Below are 16,172 nucleotides of genomic sequence, written 5' to 3'. Positions count from 1 at the left end.
TTTGCCTCTATTGATGACCGAAACGGTCGTCCACTGCTTTTTATTTATCGATTAGGTTAAAGGCTGCTCAACGCTTTTGGTTTTTGATTCCGCTTCTGCTTTCGGATCGAGTCCTGTTTTTCTGCGGTATTTCTCTTCCCAGTAGTCAGCGCCTTTGATACCAAGTTTCACAGGGTTGAACGTGTACTCTTCAACGCCTTGTTTTTGCTGCTCTTCGTAGTCATTCAGTGCTTTTAGGGCAGGCTTTGACATAAAGAAGATGATTAAAATACCGACAATGTTTAACCACGCCATCAAGCCTACACCGACGTCACCCATCGCCCATGCGAGGTTTGCGGTTTTGACGGTGCCGTAGAACACCACGGCAATCAACGCGACTTTAAGGATGAACATCAAGCCGTCAACTTTGAAGTGGCGACGGATGTACGCAACGTTGGTTTCTGCAATGTAGTAGTAAGCCAGAATCGTTGTGAAGGCAAAGAAGAACAGCGCGATAGCGATGAACGGTTTGCCGATGCCTGGCAGTGCACTTTCAATCGCCATTTGAGTAAACACTGGGCCGTTCGCCGCGATATCAGCCGCGACATTCTGGATGATGAAGCCCTCTGCACCGTGAACGTTATACGCGCCAGTGATCAAGATCATGAACGCCGTGGCTGAACAAACAAGCAAAGTATCAATGTAGATAGAGAAAGATTGCACTAGGCCCTGCTGCGCTGGGTGCTCAACACTTGCCGCTGCCGCCGCGTGAGGCCCTGTACCTTGACCCGCTTCGTTTGAGTAAACACCACGTTTAACACCCCAGCCAATCGCGGCACCCACACCTGCCATCGGCGTGAATGCATCACCGATGATCATTGAGAAGATGCGTGGCACTTCACCAATGTTCAGTAGGATGATGATGAAAGCGGTGACGATGTACGCCAATGCCATGAAAGGTACGACAATCTGAGTGAAGCTCGCAATGCGTTTTACACCACCAAAAATGATGAACGCAAGAATGATAGAAATCAGTGTGCCGGTGAAGATTTTCGCGAAACTGAAGGTGCCGATGGCCGTTTCGATCATGTCACCTGAGCCAAATGCTGCCTCGACTGCGTTACCGATGCTGTTCGATTGCACACCAGGAAGTAGGAAGCCACACGCAAAAATGGTCGCGACTGCAAAAATCCACGCATACCATTTCTGACCCATGGCTTTCTCGATGTAGTAAGCCGGACCACCACGGAATTCGCCGTTATCTTCTTCTTTATAGATTTGCGCCAGTGTCGATTCTGCATACGCGGTTGCCGCGCCAAAAAATGCGACTGTCCACATCCAGAAGACAGCACCTGGGCCGCCAAAACCGATCGCTGCAGCGACACCTGCAATGTTACCTGTACCGACACGACCAGAGAGTGAAACGGCCAGAGCCTGGAATGAAGAGATGCCTTTAGAAGAACTTTTTCCAGACAGAAGCAAACGCCACATTTCGGTGAAGTGTCGAACTTGTACAAATCGAGTCATGATTGAATAGAACAAACCCGCGCCCAAGCACAAGTAAATCAGTGCCGGGCTCCAGATAATCCCATTCATAAAATCAACAAATGACTGCATATGAATTTCCCTGTTAGTTATTGAGTCCCTTTAGCGACAAAACGGCATATCGTTTAAAGGGGTGTTGTGTTTAATTGCGAACAGCATATTAACCTTTTTGTAACCTTAATGTTAAATCATTTATCTATTAATCTTGTTTGGCGTGACTCCATCCACAAAATTCCAATCAGAAGAGGAATGGTAGGTTAAAACTTCACCGTTTAGTCTCCTAGTGCCAAAACTGAGAACGGTAAAACGCATCTGGTGGTCGATGCGTTTTATGGAAAAGCGAAAATTCTATTTGTTAAATGTGCTGATAATGTCGGTTAATTTAGTGAATGCTACTATTTGCCGTAGCGGCTCATGCTCAGTTGCGGGTATTGATGACGATCTCCGGTGACAAGGTCGGTTAATATTTCGGCGGAGCCACACGCCATCGTCCATCCTAGCGTACCGTGACCAGTATTAGTGAAGAGGTTACTCAGTGGTGTTGGGCCAATGATCGGCGTGCCATCGGGCGTCATTGGGCGAAATCCACTCCAATATTGCGCTTGCTCAAAAGAGGCACCGCGAGGGAAGAGGTTGCTGACGACATGATTGAGCGTCGCCAGGCGTTTGGCCGTTAGCTTATCGTCAAAGCCAGCCAATTCAGCCATACCCGCCACGCGGATTCTGTCATCAAAGCGCGTTAGGGCGACTTTGTAGGTCTCGTCCATAATGGTGGAAGAGGGGGCGTACTGATCATCACTGACAGGTAAGGTAAGCGAATAGCCTTTGACGGGGTATATCGGGAGGGTTAGCCCCAGCGGCTCTAATAATGCCTTGCTGTAACTGCCCATTGCGACAACGAAGGTATCGGCGGTGAAATCACCGGCATCCGTGTGAATGGCGCAGACACGTTGCTGAGACGCAGTTAGACGTTGAATACGGGTATTGAAATGAAACTGCACGCCAGCCTCTTCACACAGACGCTGGAGCTCTTGGCAAAAAAGGTGGCAGTCACCGGTTTCATCGTCCGGTAAATAGAGGCCACCGACCAGCTCTCCCTGCATATGAGCCAAACCGGGTTCTTGGTTAAGGCACTGATTAGCATCGAGCAGTTCAAAGCGAGTGCCTGCCTCGGCAATCAGCGCCATGTCCTTTTCTACCGCTTGCAATTGCTGAGTATGACGAAACAGTTGCAGTGTGCCTTTCTGGCGTCCTTGATAATCGAGCTTGTGCGTTTGGTTGAGTCTTTTTAAGCTCTTCTGGCTGCGAGTTGCTATCGTCAACATGCGGGCTTTGTTCACTCGATAGCGCTCTAGCTGGCAGTTACGCAGCATTTGCGTCATCCAAATGAATAGCTCGCGGCTCACCATAGGTTTGATCTTTAGCGGCGCATGTTGCTCGAATAACCATTTGATCGCCTTGAGCGGAATGCCGGGAGCGGCCCAAGGAGAAGAGTAGCCATAAGAGATTTGCCCTGCGTTGGCAAAACTGGTTTCTTCGCCTGCGCGAGATTGACGATCGATAACCGTCACATCACATCCTGCTTGATTGAGCATCCAAGCGCTCGTGAGTCCGATGACTCCACTGCCCATCACCACAACCTTCACATCATTCTCCTCATTGGTATTTTGGCTAAGAATCTGTGATTTACATTTGCGTAACAATCGATAAAAATTAAACACATCATTTAGAAAAACTAAAAGCAGCACTCATGACCCAGATGTTATTTCAAGGTGTTCATTTACTGTGCCAAGTCGCGCAGTGTCCGACGATAAGCCAAGCAGCAAGTCGTCTAAACCTCACGCCGGGAGCCATCAGTCAGCAGGTAAAGTCTATTGAACAACATTTGGGTTTTAGTGTTTTTGAACGTCATCCGCGCGGGATTCGCTTAACCGAGCAGGGGAGAAAACTGATCGACGGGGTGACGCCGCATCTGTTAGCCATTGAAGAAGTGACCGCGCAAGTGAGATCCTCCGGCGAAGCAGCGCAGATTCGTCTGAAGTTAACCCCCTCTTTCGCGTTTAAATGGCTCGTCCCTCGTTTAGAGAGTTTCTATCGATTACACCCGACGATTCAGGTTCACACCTTTGCCGAGGGCGCATTGGTGGATAGCCAGCATAAGGACTTTGATATTGCGATCGACTATGGTCCGCTCCCCTACAAAGATGATCGCGCTGAACTGTTAATGTCGGAGTCACTGCTCCCTGTGATGAGCCCCCATTACTATCAGCAGCATTTTTCGTCGCATTCGTCCAATGAAGCGTGGTCGCGGGTGACGTTGCTGCATGATGCGATGCTTTGGCAAGGAGCCGTTCGAGATCATGAGTGGCGCTATTGGTCTAAGCAGCAAGGGATGGATTTTGACTGCCAACATGGTCACTTTTTCAATCGCACCGATATGGCGATGTCGGCAGCAGAGGCTAACGTGGGTGTTGCTTTGGCTCGTATGGCATTGCTGGGCGATGAAGTTTCAATGCAAAGGTTAGTCGCACCTTATGAGCCCATCCCTGCTGGCGCGGGGTACTTTGTGTTGACCCATGTGGACAACGCACACACGCGGGTCTTCAAACAGTGGTTAAGAGCGCAGTGCGATGTGGGTGAGTAAACAACGGTGACGGTCACTATCGCCAATTAATCTGGCGCTGCGTCTTATTGGCTCTACACTTAAAAAAGTCAATGGGATAGCCCTTTGTTGGCAGAGTGAGGGAGCGGCATGTATGAATTCGAATGAGCAGTTATGCAGCTATCGTAATCCAGATGGTTGGTGCTGCGATCAAATTAGTGGTGAGTCAGGACTGTGCTATTGGCATGATCCGAACATCGATAAAAGTAATGACGACATCAAACAGCAAGTGGAGCAATGGGCCGCAGAGGGCAAGCCACTGGATGGCTTTCAGTTAGCGAAAACCGATTTGACGGATGTAGACTTGGTCAATCGAGGCAGTAAAGACGGGTATCTTTGTCGTGAGGCCGATTTTTATCGAGCAGACCTCACCGATGCGCATTTTTTTGGCTTAGATCTTCGAGGCTCCTCTTTGATGAAAGCCAAGATGCTCGGCGCCAATCTGCACTGTGCGAAATTGGATAAATGCAATTTACTGGGCGCAGATCTTGGGCGTGCCAAGCTAGAAAATGTCGAGTGGGGACGCTACCTAAAGCAAGAACTCGATGCCAAGCAAGCAAAGAAAAAGCACGATAGAACGCTCACCGCCAGTCTCTATCAGGAGGCGGAAGAGGTGTGTCGTAACATTCGTAAACAGTGCGAAAAACAAGGACTGTTTGAGATGGCGGGAGACTTCTTTAAACGTGAGATGCGTTTTCGTCGCTATCAGTTACCCAAATTCAGTACCAAACGGTGTATATCCAAAGCAGTTGATCTGTTTTGCGGCTATGGCGAAGACCCCGTGCGCGTGGTGCTATTTTCGATCTTTTTGATCATGGTGTGCGCGATGGCCTATTTCTTTCTTGATACCACAGGGGCGCATCCGATTTACGAAGGGGTGACGGGCTGGCGTTTTTATCTGTTGGAGTTTTTTAACTCGCTCTATTTCAGTGTGGTGACCTTTACCACGCTCGGTTACGGTGACATCTCACCGGTTGGTGTTGCGAGGTTTATTGCTGCGCTTGAGGCCTTTTTAGGCAGTTTCACCATGGCTCTGTTTGTGGTGGTGTTTGTAAAAAAAATGACTCGCTAGCGCAGCCTGCCCCAATTACAGCTTGGATTGTGCACGGCCGAGGCGGTCGTGCACCGCGATCCACTCGTCACTGCGTGGTGGCGTTTCTACCCAAATCTCATCGCAGTGCCATTGGTCTGCATCATCAAGCGCGCGGTACAGATCGTGTGCGTACTGAGCCACGTTATCCGCCATTTTCATTGCTCGAACATTCAAATCCGTAGGTAACGGTGAGTAGTGCAGCAAAGCCACCTCTCCCTTTACTTCCGGTAGATGATCAATGTCGACCAACTTCACTGAGGTGTTAGGTTGATAATGGCTGGTCACGTTACCCGGGACGGCGACATTGTGCGCTTGAGGCGAACACACCTCTTCACCTAATGTGTGTGACAATTGCGCCGCGCTAATGGGACCTGCGCGAAGGATTCGAAATGGACGTTGAGTGAGATCGACAATCGTTGACTCAAGGCCATGAGCACAATCTCCGCCATCAAGCACCGCAGCGATATGACCGCCTAGCGATTTGAGTACGTGCGACGCTGAGGTTGGACTCAGTTTCTTATAAGGGTTAGCGGATGGGGCGGCAACGGCCAGCCCGCTAGAGAGCAATTCATTAAACACGTCGTGCGCCGGCATGCGAACGCCAATGGTCTCTAGACCGCCCGAGACGACCGAATTAGCTTGTGGCGATTTCTTTAGTAGCAGGGTAACCGGACCAGGCCAAAAGAAATTAGCAATGGTGTACGCTTCCTCTGGGATCTCCGTCGCCCAATCGGATAATTGCTGCACTTGGCCAATGTGTACGATTAACGGGTGGTTTGCCGGTCTGCCTTTCGCCGCAAAAATCTTCTTTACCGCCTCTGGGTTGGTGGCATCTGCCGCGAGTCCATAAACGGTTTCGGTCGGAATCGCCACTAACTCGCCAGAAGCAAGAAGCGACTTCGCTTGTTCGATATCGTTTTGGTTTTGTGCGGAAAGATGTAGCGTTTTCAATGTCACTTCCTCAGAAAAACGGACGGTTACACAGGCATGTTTGCTCTAGTCAAATCAAAGCAAACGCACATTTTAGCTATCTTTTTCAAATTTGCGATGCTTATTTTCCTTTTTACATCGCTAGGCGAATCTCGTTTTGCGAAGTGCTTGATTCTGTGTAAGCTTTCCATCAAATCTTGCCACAACCCACAACCCACAACCCACAACCCACAACCCACAACCCACAACCCACAGTCTCAAAAATGTGCAGCCGAACTCTGCACCGTGGGATAAGAGCGTGATTGCTTAATTAAATGGAGAGCGTAAAAATTAACACTCAGCAGCGCTAGCTGAATCAAGTTTTCGTAAACGCAGAGACATCGACATCAAGGCAAAACCGCACGCCAATATCGCACCGCCAATCGCGACGAAAATCGTGCCATCGGCGAAGTTGTCGGTGGTGACAGCAAACAGCGCCACGATGACGCCCAGCGCCGTCATTGCTTTCCCCATAAAAATGCCGTTGGCGTGATCAATCGGCGTTTGTTCTTGCGAGGAAATCGGAGTGTGGATTCGCTCACTCACAGTGTGATTGATATAGGGGCGTTTAGTCATCAAAGCGGTAGAAAGGAAAAAGCCACCAGTGACGATCACATGCGCCAGGAGACTGCACACCACCATCATATCAACACTTTCTCTGTGATTGAGCGGGCCGATGAAAGGCTCAAGCCAATGAACATCGAACACAAAATGCATCCATGCGGAAACCAGGATGCCGACCAGAACCGTCGCCCAGCCAGACCAAGGCGGCGTACGTAAGTTGAGCATGGCCAATAGTGAGGGAATCGACATCGGCATGTGCAGCAAGGCAGAGAAGATCATCATGATGTCGAACAGACTGTAGTCTTCGATACGAGCAAACAACAGCGCTACGCCGCAAGCCAACAGACCGGTCAGGACTGTGGCGATTTTACCCAGACGCATCTGTTGTTCGCTGCTCGCGTGCGGATTGATTAGGGAAAGATAGACATTGTTGACCACAATGCCGGCGTTGCGATTGAGCGCAGTGGTCATCGGAGACACGGTCGCCGCTAACATCGCCACCATCACCAGCCCTAATAGCCCTTGTGGCATGTAGTGTTCGATATAGTAAAGGTAGGCGGCGTTGTTGGCTCCACCTCCGAGCTCTGGGTAGCTCAAGCCCAAATCAATATTGAGTGAAGCAACAAACCAAGGCGGGGCAAACCAAAGCAGCGGTGCGACGAGAAACAGCGCGCCAGCCAGCAACGCCGAGCGTGATGCTTCTTTCTCATTGCTGGTGGTGAGAAAGCGATAGCTGCTGAGGGCATTATTCGTGGTTAGGGTTTGTTTCAGCAGCATGATGGCCACCCAAGCAATGAAAATCTGCCAGGTGTGCATGCTCTCGCCCATGACGGTGTTTGACAAAGATTCAACCGGTAGGCTCACGACGTGCTTTGCCGCAGTGGCTCCAACGACCATGGTAATGGTGACCAACAGCACCAGTTGGATCACATTAGTCGCAGAGACCGTCCAAACCCCTCCGGTGAGGGCAATAAAGGTGACCAGCAGAGAAATAGAGACGATGGTGACGTCGATACTAATGCCAAAGGTGGCCGACAAAAAGGCGCCCAATCCATTGAGCCAAATCGCTGCGCCAATCAGTGTGATGGGAAAACTCGACCAAGTGAAGACTTGCTCAGACAACTTGTCAAAACGCAGACGCACCACATCCATCGCCGTAGCAACCCTTAAGCGGCGGTAACGCGACGCAAAAAAGAGCGCTGAGACAAAAAAGCCTAACGCATTGCCCCAAAAGACAAACATGATGCTGAGGCCATCTTCAAACGCTTTGGCTGCCGCGCCAGTAAATGTCCATGCCGAAAACTGCGTCATGAAGGCGGTGGCGCCCGCCATCCACCACGTCATTGCGCCATTGCCTTTAATAAAGCCGTCGGCATTGGAAGCGTGGCGTTTGAACGCGTTGGTCACGATCAGTAAGAAAACGAAATAGAGCGCAAGTACGAACCAGTCGAGATGTGTCACAAGGGAACCTAACTATAAAAGAGGGAGTAAAGTTTTTTTAAAATCACGTTTCACTTCATATTGTACGACAAGACTAACCTGCATTGGGAGAGCTGGATCATATTTGCTGAGTCAAGTAAGTGAATGAAACGGCTGCACGTAAGTATGGAAAGCGGTGATGTTGCCCGCAGACACCTCAGTTATCTCCTCTGAATTGATGCGCCTATTGAGGTAGGATAGTGGTACTGTCTTTCAAACTTTGGATATTCGCCGTGCATCGCCCGACCCCGTTAGAGGTACTCAATTCTGTATTTGGTTACGATCATTTTCGTCATCAGCAACAATCGATCATCGAGACGTTGGTTGAAGGTGGTGATGTGCTTACCTTGATGCCGACCGGTGGGGGAAAGTCGCTCTGCTACCAAATTCCAGCCATTGTGCGAGAAGGCGTGGGAGTGGTTGTGTCGCCGTTGATTGCCTTGATGAAGGATCAGGTTGATGCATTAGCGCAAGTCGGTGTGGCCGCTGCCTACCTCAACTCCACATTAGATCGCTATGAACAGCGTGAAGTTGAAGATCAGATTCGACGTGAAGAGATTCAGCTTCTCTACATCGCCCCAGAGCGTTTGATGATGTCGCAAACCCTCGACTTGCTCTCCGAGTGTCGCGTATCGCTCTTTGCGATTGATGAGGCACACTGTGTGAGCCAATGGGGACATGATTTCCGACCAGAATATCAACAGCTTTCTGTTTTACATCAACGCTTTCCGAACGTGCCGCGCATTGCACTTACCGCAACGGCTGATAAGCGTACGCAGCAAGAGATCATCAGTCAGCTAGCGCTTCAATCGGCCCAAGTGTTTGTCCACAGTTTTGATCGCCCCAATATTTGCTACTACGTCAGTGAGCCAAGCAATGCAAAGAATGACTTGTGGTCATTCATCTCTGCGCATCACGCGAACGATGCGGGCGTCGTCTACTGTCTATCGCGTAAAAAAGTGGAAGAGACAGCAGAGTGGTTAGCGAGCAAAGGTCGAAACGCATTGGCGTATCATGCCGGAATGTCCGTTGAAAAGCGCAATGAGCATCAACAACGTTTTCTGCGTGAGGAAGGAGTGATCATCGTCGCGACCATTGCGTTTGGTATGGGCATCGATAAACCCGACGTGCGTTTTGTCGCTCACTTGAGTTTACCGAAAAGCTTGGAGTCCTACTATCAAGAGACGGGGCGCGCGGGCCGAGATGGCGAACCCGCCAATGCTTGGATGGCCTACGGGATGCAAGATATGGTGATGCAGCGCCAGATGGTAGAAAACTCAGACGGTAGTGAAGCCTATAAACAAGTGCAAATTCAAAAACTGAATGCCCTACTTGGTTACTGTGAGTTGGTGACGTGCCGCCGGCAAACCCTTCTCGCTTACTTTGATGAGCAGATGAAGGAGCCGTGTGGCCACTGCGACAACTGCCTGACGCCGCCAACCACTTGGGATGGCACAGAGGCGGCTCAAAAGGCGTTGTCGACGGTATACCGATGTGAGCAGCGTTTTGGTGTCACATATCTTATCAATGTCTTGTTGGGCAAGCGCGACGATCGCATTGAACGATTCCGTCACGACAAGGTGTCTACCTTTGGGATTGGCACCGAGCTCAATGCCAATCAATGGAAAGGCGTCTTTCGTCAACTCATCGCGATGAATTACCTACGGGTGGAAGGTGAGTACAACCGTTTAGTGCTCACGCCGCAATGTCGTCCCATCTTAAAAGGCGAGCAGAGTGTCCAGTTGCGAGCGCTGCGCAAAGCGAAGTCGAACCAATCGACGAAATCGAGCGCCGCAGAGTCGTTATCTCCTTCAGATACGGAGCAATTTCTTGCTTTGAAAGCCGTACGTGCTCGCTTGGCGAAAGAGCAAAACGTGCCAGCGTATGTCATCTGTCAAGATGTCAGTTTGAAAGCCATAGCCAAAGCTCGACCCCAAACATTGGATCAGCTTCGTCATATTTCAGGGTTTGGTGATACCAAAGTGAGTCAATATGGTGAAGCGCTGTTAGCCGTAATGGAAGACAAACCCGTTGAGCTGCGCCGCTTGAACGATACCGAGCAACAGTCGGTTGAGCTCTTTCACCAGATGACGTCGGTTGCGAGTGTCGCTGCCCACCGTCAACTGGCCGAGACCACGATACAGAGTCACCTCAGCGCCGCCATTGAGAGCGGGGCGTGCCAACTCGAACAATTAGTGGAACTTAGCCCTGATGCGCTCAGCGACATTGAACAGAAAGCGACTGCGCTTAACAGCATCAATGAAAACAAGTTAAAGCCTTTGTTTGAAGCGTTCAATGAACAATACGACTATGGCACGCTGCGCTACGTACTCGGTCATATGAAGCATAAGCTAAGCCAACAAGCCGTTGAGGCTCAGTGAGCGTCATAAGCCTAATTTAGTCTGCTTGCTTATCATCTATCAGCGATTTTAACGTACTGACAGAAGTAGGGATCAGTCCGACTTTTAAGCCAAATGGTTTGAACACCTTGTTGAGAATCTCTGTGTTGTAGCTGCCCCGATCATTCTCTATATCTGAGACTGTTTTTCTTGAGACATCGACAAGTCTTGCGAATACATCCTGTTTGAGCCCTAGTATATTAATGCGTAAACTTTTCAACGCTTGGCCTTGTGTTAGCTCTCCAAGCAATAAGTGTTTGATGATTTTGTTTGCCTCTGTTTTGCGTTCTGCTGCACTGACTGCTTTGGCGTTTTTTGAGGTTTTCGATCTCGTCGGAGTATTAAGTTGCGATCGTTCTTTGGTCGAATGAGTTGCATTCGTCCCAGTCTTGTGCTGATTTTGATTTCGCTTTGCTCTTAGACGAGCAACTGTATCTTGTACGGACTCTTTATTGCTTGGCTGATTCATAGTAGCCCCCATTTAGTGAGCTTTTCTGATATATGATTAAGTCCAACGGCTGGCATCTCTAAGATTTGTTCTGGCACTCCTCGTAATGCTAGTCTCTGCTTTAAGTCAATGCATTGACTTGCAGTAACCTCTAGCTCTTGTAATAACACTTCTTTTGGCACGAGATCAGATAAGGTGTCCGCTATTCCTACGAAGTCGTAAGTGCCGCCAACCTCTAGTGGGGCTTTCCATTTTGTTGTTCTTGGAATGCCTTCAGGATCAGCTTTCATTGGTGCAAAGTCGTAAACGGGAGCAAGCTTTATGACTCCATCACCTTTTAAGAATGAAGTGTTTCTGCCATGGTTATCACTATTACCAAACAATATGTTGAGCAGATCTCTCTTCACCCATTCAATGACGAAAGCTTGAGTATCAAACCTATACCCTTGGTGTTTAACCATATTGCTTTCAGTGATTTTTTCTATGAGAGTTCGGATTGTTGTTTCGTGATCAAGAGTGACTCCAGCGCCTTTGTTCAAAATGGAATACACAGATTCCATGCCAAACCTCGAGATTTGTTGCTCAATAATTTGAACATCAAATCGAGGAAGCCACAAGGAAGGGTAGTTTAAACCTTCCTCCAAGCGCATGCCGTCGGTGGAGATTGTTTCAACTCCCATTTCTGTTAGCTCGTGGTAGAAGTAGAACTCAGCTCTTAGAATATTACAGTCGATGGTGCTTCTTGAGCCTCTAGGGTACTTTACTAAGTAATGTAAGTCGTGGTTGCTATTGTCATCTTGGTATGGATCAATCCATATTTTTTCGCTGCCCGATCCATGATCGAAACCGCATCGGAGGATCAGTTTTGGCGCTTCACCTCCAGCCCCTGTTGCACCACCTGCGGCGGCCCCTCTTTGCTGTGCATAGTCGAGGAAATCACCAGCTCGATTTTTAACATCATCAACAGAGAAGTAGAGGTTGTCTGCTACTTCATAGCGCTCAGGAAGAGAGTCTTTTACTCTTAAGTTACCAATAGGCGACATTGTGCCAAACTTGAGCAAAACATAGTCTTGTTCATCAGAACTAAGGTCGTCAATGTCTAGGTGTTTGACCCAGTATCGTCTACTCGCACCACTAGGCATAATATCGTCTAGAAACGTTAACCATCCAGGTTTACCCATGTCATTAAAAAAGAATGAGACAGGATGATTTAGTGAAACAGCGTGAAAGTCATCTTTATCGTGATGTTCTAGCGCATAGTCGCTGAGGTAGTTGAGTTCAGTCACTCGGAAATTATGTTGGCTACTTTTAGGGAATGAGATGATACCGATATCTATCCATTCACCTCTGATAAAAGCTTGTACGGTTAGTTCTTCCATTGACAACACCTCTACTTATCAATGAGTAAAACTTTACTCGTAAATTCGTTTATTTTCAAGAAATGAGTAAAATTTTACTCATTAATATGCAGGTAGACTATTTATGAGTAAATGATTACTCATAGAACGTAAGTCAAAATTATTGATGAGCAGAATGGATTGTTTTAGCTATGAAAGCTGCGATAGGGGCGAGTTAATTGCCAAATACCAGATGAGGATATCTTTAGATAGCGCATTTTTAGTACCAACTTTTAGTACAAGCGGTACACGAACGAAAAATAAAAACAAAAAAAGGCGGTAAGTCAATAACTTACCGCCTTTCCAAACGTTTGGTGGAGCTGGCGGGAGAGTCACGGTTAACATTTAATTTATATTTATCAATTAGTTAGAAGTTTGGTTTTGTGAACTTTAGTACCTGAAATTAGCACAAATCCGCAGGGGGTTCTATAGACATCTTATACCTGCAATACCTGCGAAATGACTCCACGTAAACCAAAATACGGATTCCAGTTAAACTCTCTCCTACGAAAGATTTCATTCCGGACTTGTTGAATGTCCGCTGTGCCCCGACCTTGAATCTACAGACAACAGAGTTGTCTATAGCATTCAAAATCGAGGTTTATTTTTGGGAAAGGACTCTATGTTGAACAACGAAAAAACTGCCAGTTTCTTTAATATCAATGAGTTAGGTTTTTTTGTATGTTTATTGTTCGGTTTTCGTCAAGTGTATGTTTCTGGTAACTGGTCAGAGCAGTGGTTTTTCGTGATAAAACATTAACATCCATTTTATATTTTTCTTGACACGTAATTAGTATTTTCTAGCTATTGAAGGTATGAGCTAGCTACTATTAATATTAATACCAGACGGAAGCGGTTGAGGTTTAAATATGAATGAAGCATAAGAAATTTCATGTTGCTAAAAGGAATTATAGAAATTTTCTAAATAAGAAAGGTGTCAGTAATGTTGATATCAAAGTCATTATCAATAAAATTGATACGTTCTTTAGGTTAACCGATAAAGATCCATTTCGACTTTCAGCTGAGGAGGCTATTAATATGTATAGCCGCTTATATGAAATGCCTAAGTTTCTATATCAGAAGAAGTGTCTGAAAGATTATTGTGGTGATGAATTAATTCTAAAGTCTAAAGAACTAGGGTTTGAAAATATTTCATTGGCAACAGCTGAACAATATCTTGGTGAAGTAAATAGATTCTTTGAATGGTGTGTTTCATTAGGTTTGTTGGATAGAAACTGTTTTTCAATGTTAAGTGCGAAGAAAAATACAGTTAAGAATAATCGGCAACGAGAATCTTATACAGAGGAGCAATTACACGAACTATTAAAAGTTAGTGTTACAGACTGGACGAAAATCAGCGACCTTGGTTGGATTTTAATCATAGCTATAGAGTTGGGGATGAGACAGAATGAAATATCTCAGCTTCATAAGCTTAATGTTGTTAAGGTCGATGGAGTTCATTGTATTTCTGTCAATGATAGATTGCCTTTGCAGTCTATAAAAAACAAATATTCAGAGAGGCATTTACCAATAACAAAGTCAATGATTAGGTTGGGATTTCTAAATTTCGTAGAGAGCAAAAATGATATGTTATTTGAAGGATTAACTTACTGTGAGAAGAATAAGTATTCTCGGAAAGTCTCAGAACATTATTCTAGGATAAATCGTTCTTTGTTCGATAATGAAAAATTAACCTTTCATTCAATTAGACATTACTTTGTTGATAAGTTGAAGAAAAAAGATCTACCAGAAGATGTTGTTGCTGAGATTAATGGCAGAGAACATAACAAAGAGACGTTCGGTAGATATGGAAAAGATCGTCCTATCAAATATAAACAGAAGATACTAGATAAACACGGTTCTTTAACAGTGGCTAGGTATGCTAGACGAGTTTTTTTAAATAACATAATTAAGGGGTTTAAGGTAAAGTTGGTCTCTGTTTATTAATTTTAAATAACAATGAGTTTTTAATGAAGGAGAAATATGAGGTTATTGGGTTTTTTTAAAAAGTCTGATGGTAAATTTATTCCTAAATTGGATGAGGAGCTATTGGACTATGAAAAAGTTGATTGGGAAGATGTAATTCCAATAAGAACTTTAGGTAGTGAACGTGTGGAGAGTGTTAGCAAGGAAATGCTACCTGAATCTCTATACAAGTATGGAAGCCAGAATGCATATGCAATAAATAAATCTAATATGGATTACATTGCTATTGCGCTCGTGACATCCCTTGCTAGTTTGGTAGGAGGGTCTGCTACTATAACTCCAAAGAAGCATGATAAAAAATGGAGAATTAAGCCAACTATATGGGGACTAGGGGTTGGAAATGTATCTGACATGAAAACCCCCTTATTAATGTCAGGGCTGAGGCCGCTAGAACTTGTTCAAAAGAACATACTCGACGTTCTTAATATTAAGAACTTTCATCAACAGAAAATCGAGCATGAACTAATTGATGAAAATCAAAGGGAGTTAGAAGAAAAAGCGAAACGTGCTTTTATGGATGGAGACGATGATCTTGGTAAAGAACTTATCGATGAGTTATCTAACCTAAAGAAAGTTTATTTTGCTGAGCGAGAGGTAATATGTAATGACCTTACACCAGAAGCTCTAATTTTGAAACTTAGGAAAAACCCTCTTGGAATATTGATTTTCAATGATGAAATGAGCAACTTGTTTTCGAATTTTAATAAGCAAGGAAGGGAGCAACTACGCCCGCTATTGCTAGAGGGTTTCAATGCTAGTGGTAGTAGGTATGTTCAGGAACGGAAAACTTCAGAAAAAATAGTAGTTGATAGCGTTCATATCAATATGCTTGGAGGAATTCAACCTGACTTGCTTGAATCACTGATAAAGGCAAGAGCTGATGGTAGAGGTAATGATGGCTTTCTTGAACGTTTTCAACTAGCGGTTTTTCCTGATACAGCGGAGGCTTGCTATGTTGATATAAATGTAGATCAGAAAGTTGATGAGAAAGTGTTCAGAGCGTTTGAGAAGATAGCTGATTTAGGTAGCAAAGAGGCATTAAATTATAGCTTTACTGATGAAGCACAAGGCGAATGGGACAAATGGCAAAAGCGTTTTCAAGCTAACTTAAATGAGCAACATAAGGAGTACCGTTCTATATTGGTCAAGCTGCCAACTTTAATTGCAAAACTTGCATTATTGTTTCATATCTACACTGAGGCGGAGAGGAATACAGGCTTTGATTTCCATCCAAACCTGAGTATTAATGTAGAGAACTTTAAAATGGCATTAAGGTGGGTAGGTTATCTGAGCTCTCACTCTCGTAAGATTCTCGGGCTTGATAGCTTAAAAGTCGATGCGAGTGTTCAGAGCTTACTTGAAAAACTTCCACTATTGGAAGGGAAGTTTACGAAACAAAAACTAGGTCAAAAGGATTGGAAAAGCCTTACGACAAGTAAAGATCGTAATCGGGCTCTGGAAATACTTGAGCAGCATGGTTACATTAAGCTTGTTCGGAAACCCAAAAAAATGTATCTGGTACATCCTGAATTTTGTCAGAAAAACAACTAGAAACCTGCCAACCCTGCGTATTGAAAAGTACGCAGGGTTGGCAGGTTTTGGATATTCGCTATTCAGAGGACAGTTAAGTTATACTAACTTGTACTACTTG

Annotated in this window: 11 protein-coding genes; 5 read left to right on the top strand and 6 right to left on the bottom strand. The window is 45.9% G+C overall.

The annotated features are described in order from the left end of the window. Positions 1-51: 51 nt before the first annotated feature. Positions 52-1,596 carry an alanine/glycine:cation symporter family protein gene (locus AC6R10_RS02830; RefSeq protein ID WP_500671384.1) on the bottom strand — a complete coding sequence of 515 codons (1,545 nt, stop codon included), beginning with the start codon at positions 1,594-1,596 and terminating at the stop codon, positions 52-54. A gap of 323 nt (positions 1,597-1,919) precedes the next feature. Next, on the bottom strand, positions 1,920-3,227 hold the full coding sequence (locus AC6R10_RS02825) for a D-amino acid dehydrogenase (RefSeq protein ID WP_500671448.1): 1,308 nt from the start codon (positions 3,225-3,227) through the stop codon (positions 1,920-1,922). Positions 3,228-3,274: 47 nt separating this feature from the next. Here AC6R10_RS02825 and AC6R10_RS02820 point away from each other — a divergent pair, with 47 nt between their 5' ends. Further along, positions 3,275-4,168, top strand: coding sequence for a LysR substrate-binding domain-containing protein (locus tag AC6R10_RS02820; RefSeq protein ID WP_500671383.1), 894 nt, complete (start codon positions 3,275-3,277; stop codon positions 4,166-4,168). A 112-nt stretch (positions 4,169-4,280) separates the two neighbouring features. Next, positions 4,281-5,258, top strand: coding sequence for an ion channel (locus AC6R10_RS02815; protein WP_500671382.1), 978 nt, complete (start codon positions 4,281-4,283; stop codon positions 5,256-5,258). 15 nt (positions 5,259-5,273) lie between these two features. On the opposite strand, the gene AC6R10_RS02810 is transcribed toward AC6R10_RS02815, so the two are convergent. Together AC6R10_RS02810 and AC6R10_RS02805 are read right to left on the bottom strand one after the other, a co-directional pair. Beyond that, on the bottom strand, positions 5,274-6,230 hold the full coding sequence (locus AC6R10_RS02810) for an L-threonylcarbamoyladenylate synthase (protein WP_500671381.1): 957 nt from the start codon (positions 6,228-6,230) through the stop codon (positions 5,274-5,276). A 309-nt stretch (positions 6,231-6,539) separates the two neighbouring features. Further along, on the bottom strand, positions 6,540-8,273 hold the full coding sequence (locus AC6R10_RS02805) for a sodium:solute symporter family transporter (protein WP_500671380.1): 1,734 nt from the start codon (positions 8,271-8,273) through the stop codon (positions 6,540-6,542). Between the two features lie 251 nt (positions 8,274-8,524). Between AC6R10_RS02805 and recQ the strand changes: the two genes are divergently transcribed. Next, entirely contained in the window at positions 8,525-10,672 is a 2,148-nt protein-coding gene (gene recQ, locus AC6R10_RS02800) for a DNA helicase RecQ (protein WP_500671379.1), read from the top strand. 16 nt (positions 10,673-10,688) lie between these two features. On the opposite strand, the gene AC6R10_RS02795 is transcribed toward recQ, so the two are convergent. After that, positions 10,689-11,171 (bottom strand): helix-turn-helix transcriptional regulator, encoded by a 483-nt coding sequence (locus AC6R10_RS02795; RefSeq protein ID WP_500671378.1) that lies wholly within the window; start codon positions 11,169-11,171, stop codon positions 10,689-10,691. Next, on the bottom strand, positions 11,156-12,517 hold the full coding sequence (locus AC6R10_RS02790; protein ID WP_500671377.1) for a type II toxin-antitoxin system HipA family toxin: 1,362 nt from the start codon (positions 12,515-12,517) through the stop codon (positions 11,156-11,158). Before AC6R10_RS02790 ends, AC6R10_RS02795 begins: the two co-directional genes overlap by 16 nt. Positions 12,518-13,408: 891 nt before the next feature. Here AC6R10_RS02790 and AC6R10_RS02785 point away from each other — a divergent pair. Then, positions 13,409-14,482: a tyrosine-type recombinase/integrase gene (locus AC6R10_RS02785; RefSeq protein ID WP_500671376.1), complete on the top strand. Its 1,074-nt coding sequence runs from the start codon at positions 13,409-13,411 to the stop codon at positions 14,480-14,482. Positions 14,483-14,518: 36 nt separating this feature from the next. Further along, complete coding sequence (locus tag AC6R10_RS02780) at positions 14,519-16,072, top strand: DUF3987 domain-containing protein (RefSeq protein ID WP_500671375.1); 1,554 nt, start codon at positions 14,519-14,521, stop codon at positions 16,070-16,072. Positions 16,073-16,172 lie beyond the last annotated feature (100 nt).

This window comes from Vibrio sp. R12-SG2-ISO1 (assembly GCF_059834045.1).
Note: the sequence above shows the minus strand (reverse complement) of the source record. Positions and strands in the feature narration are given on the sequence as shown.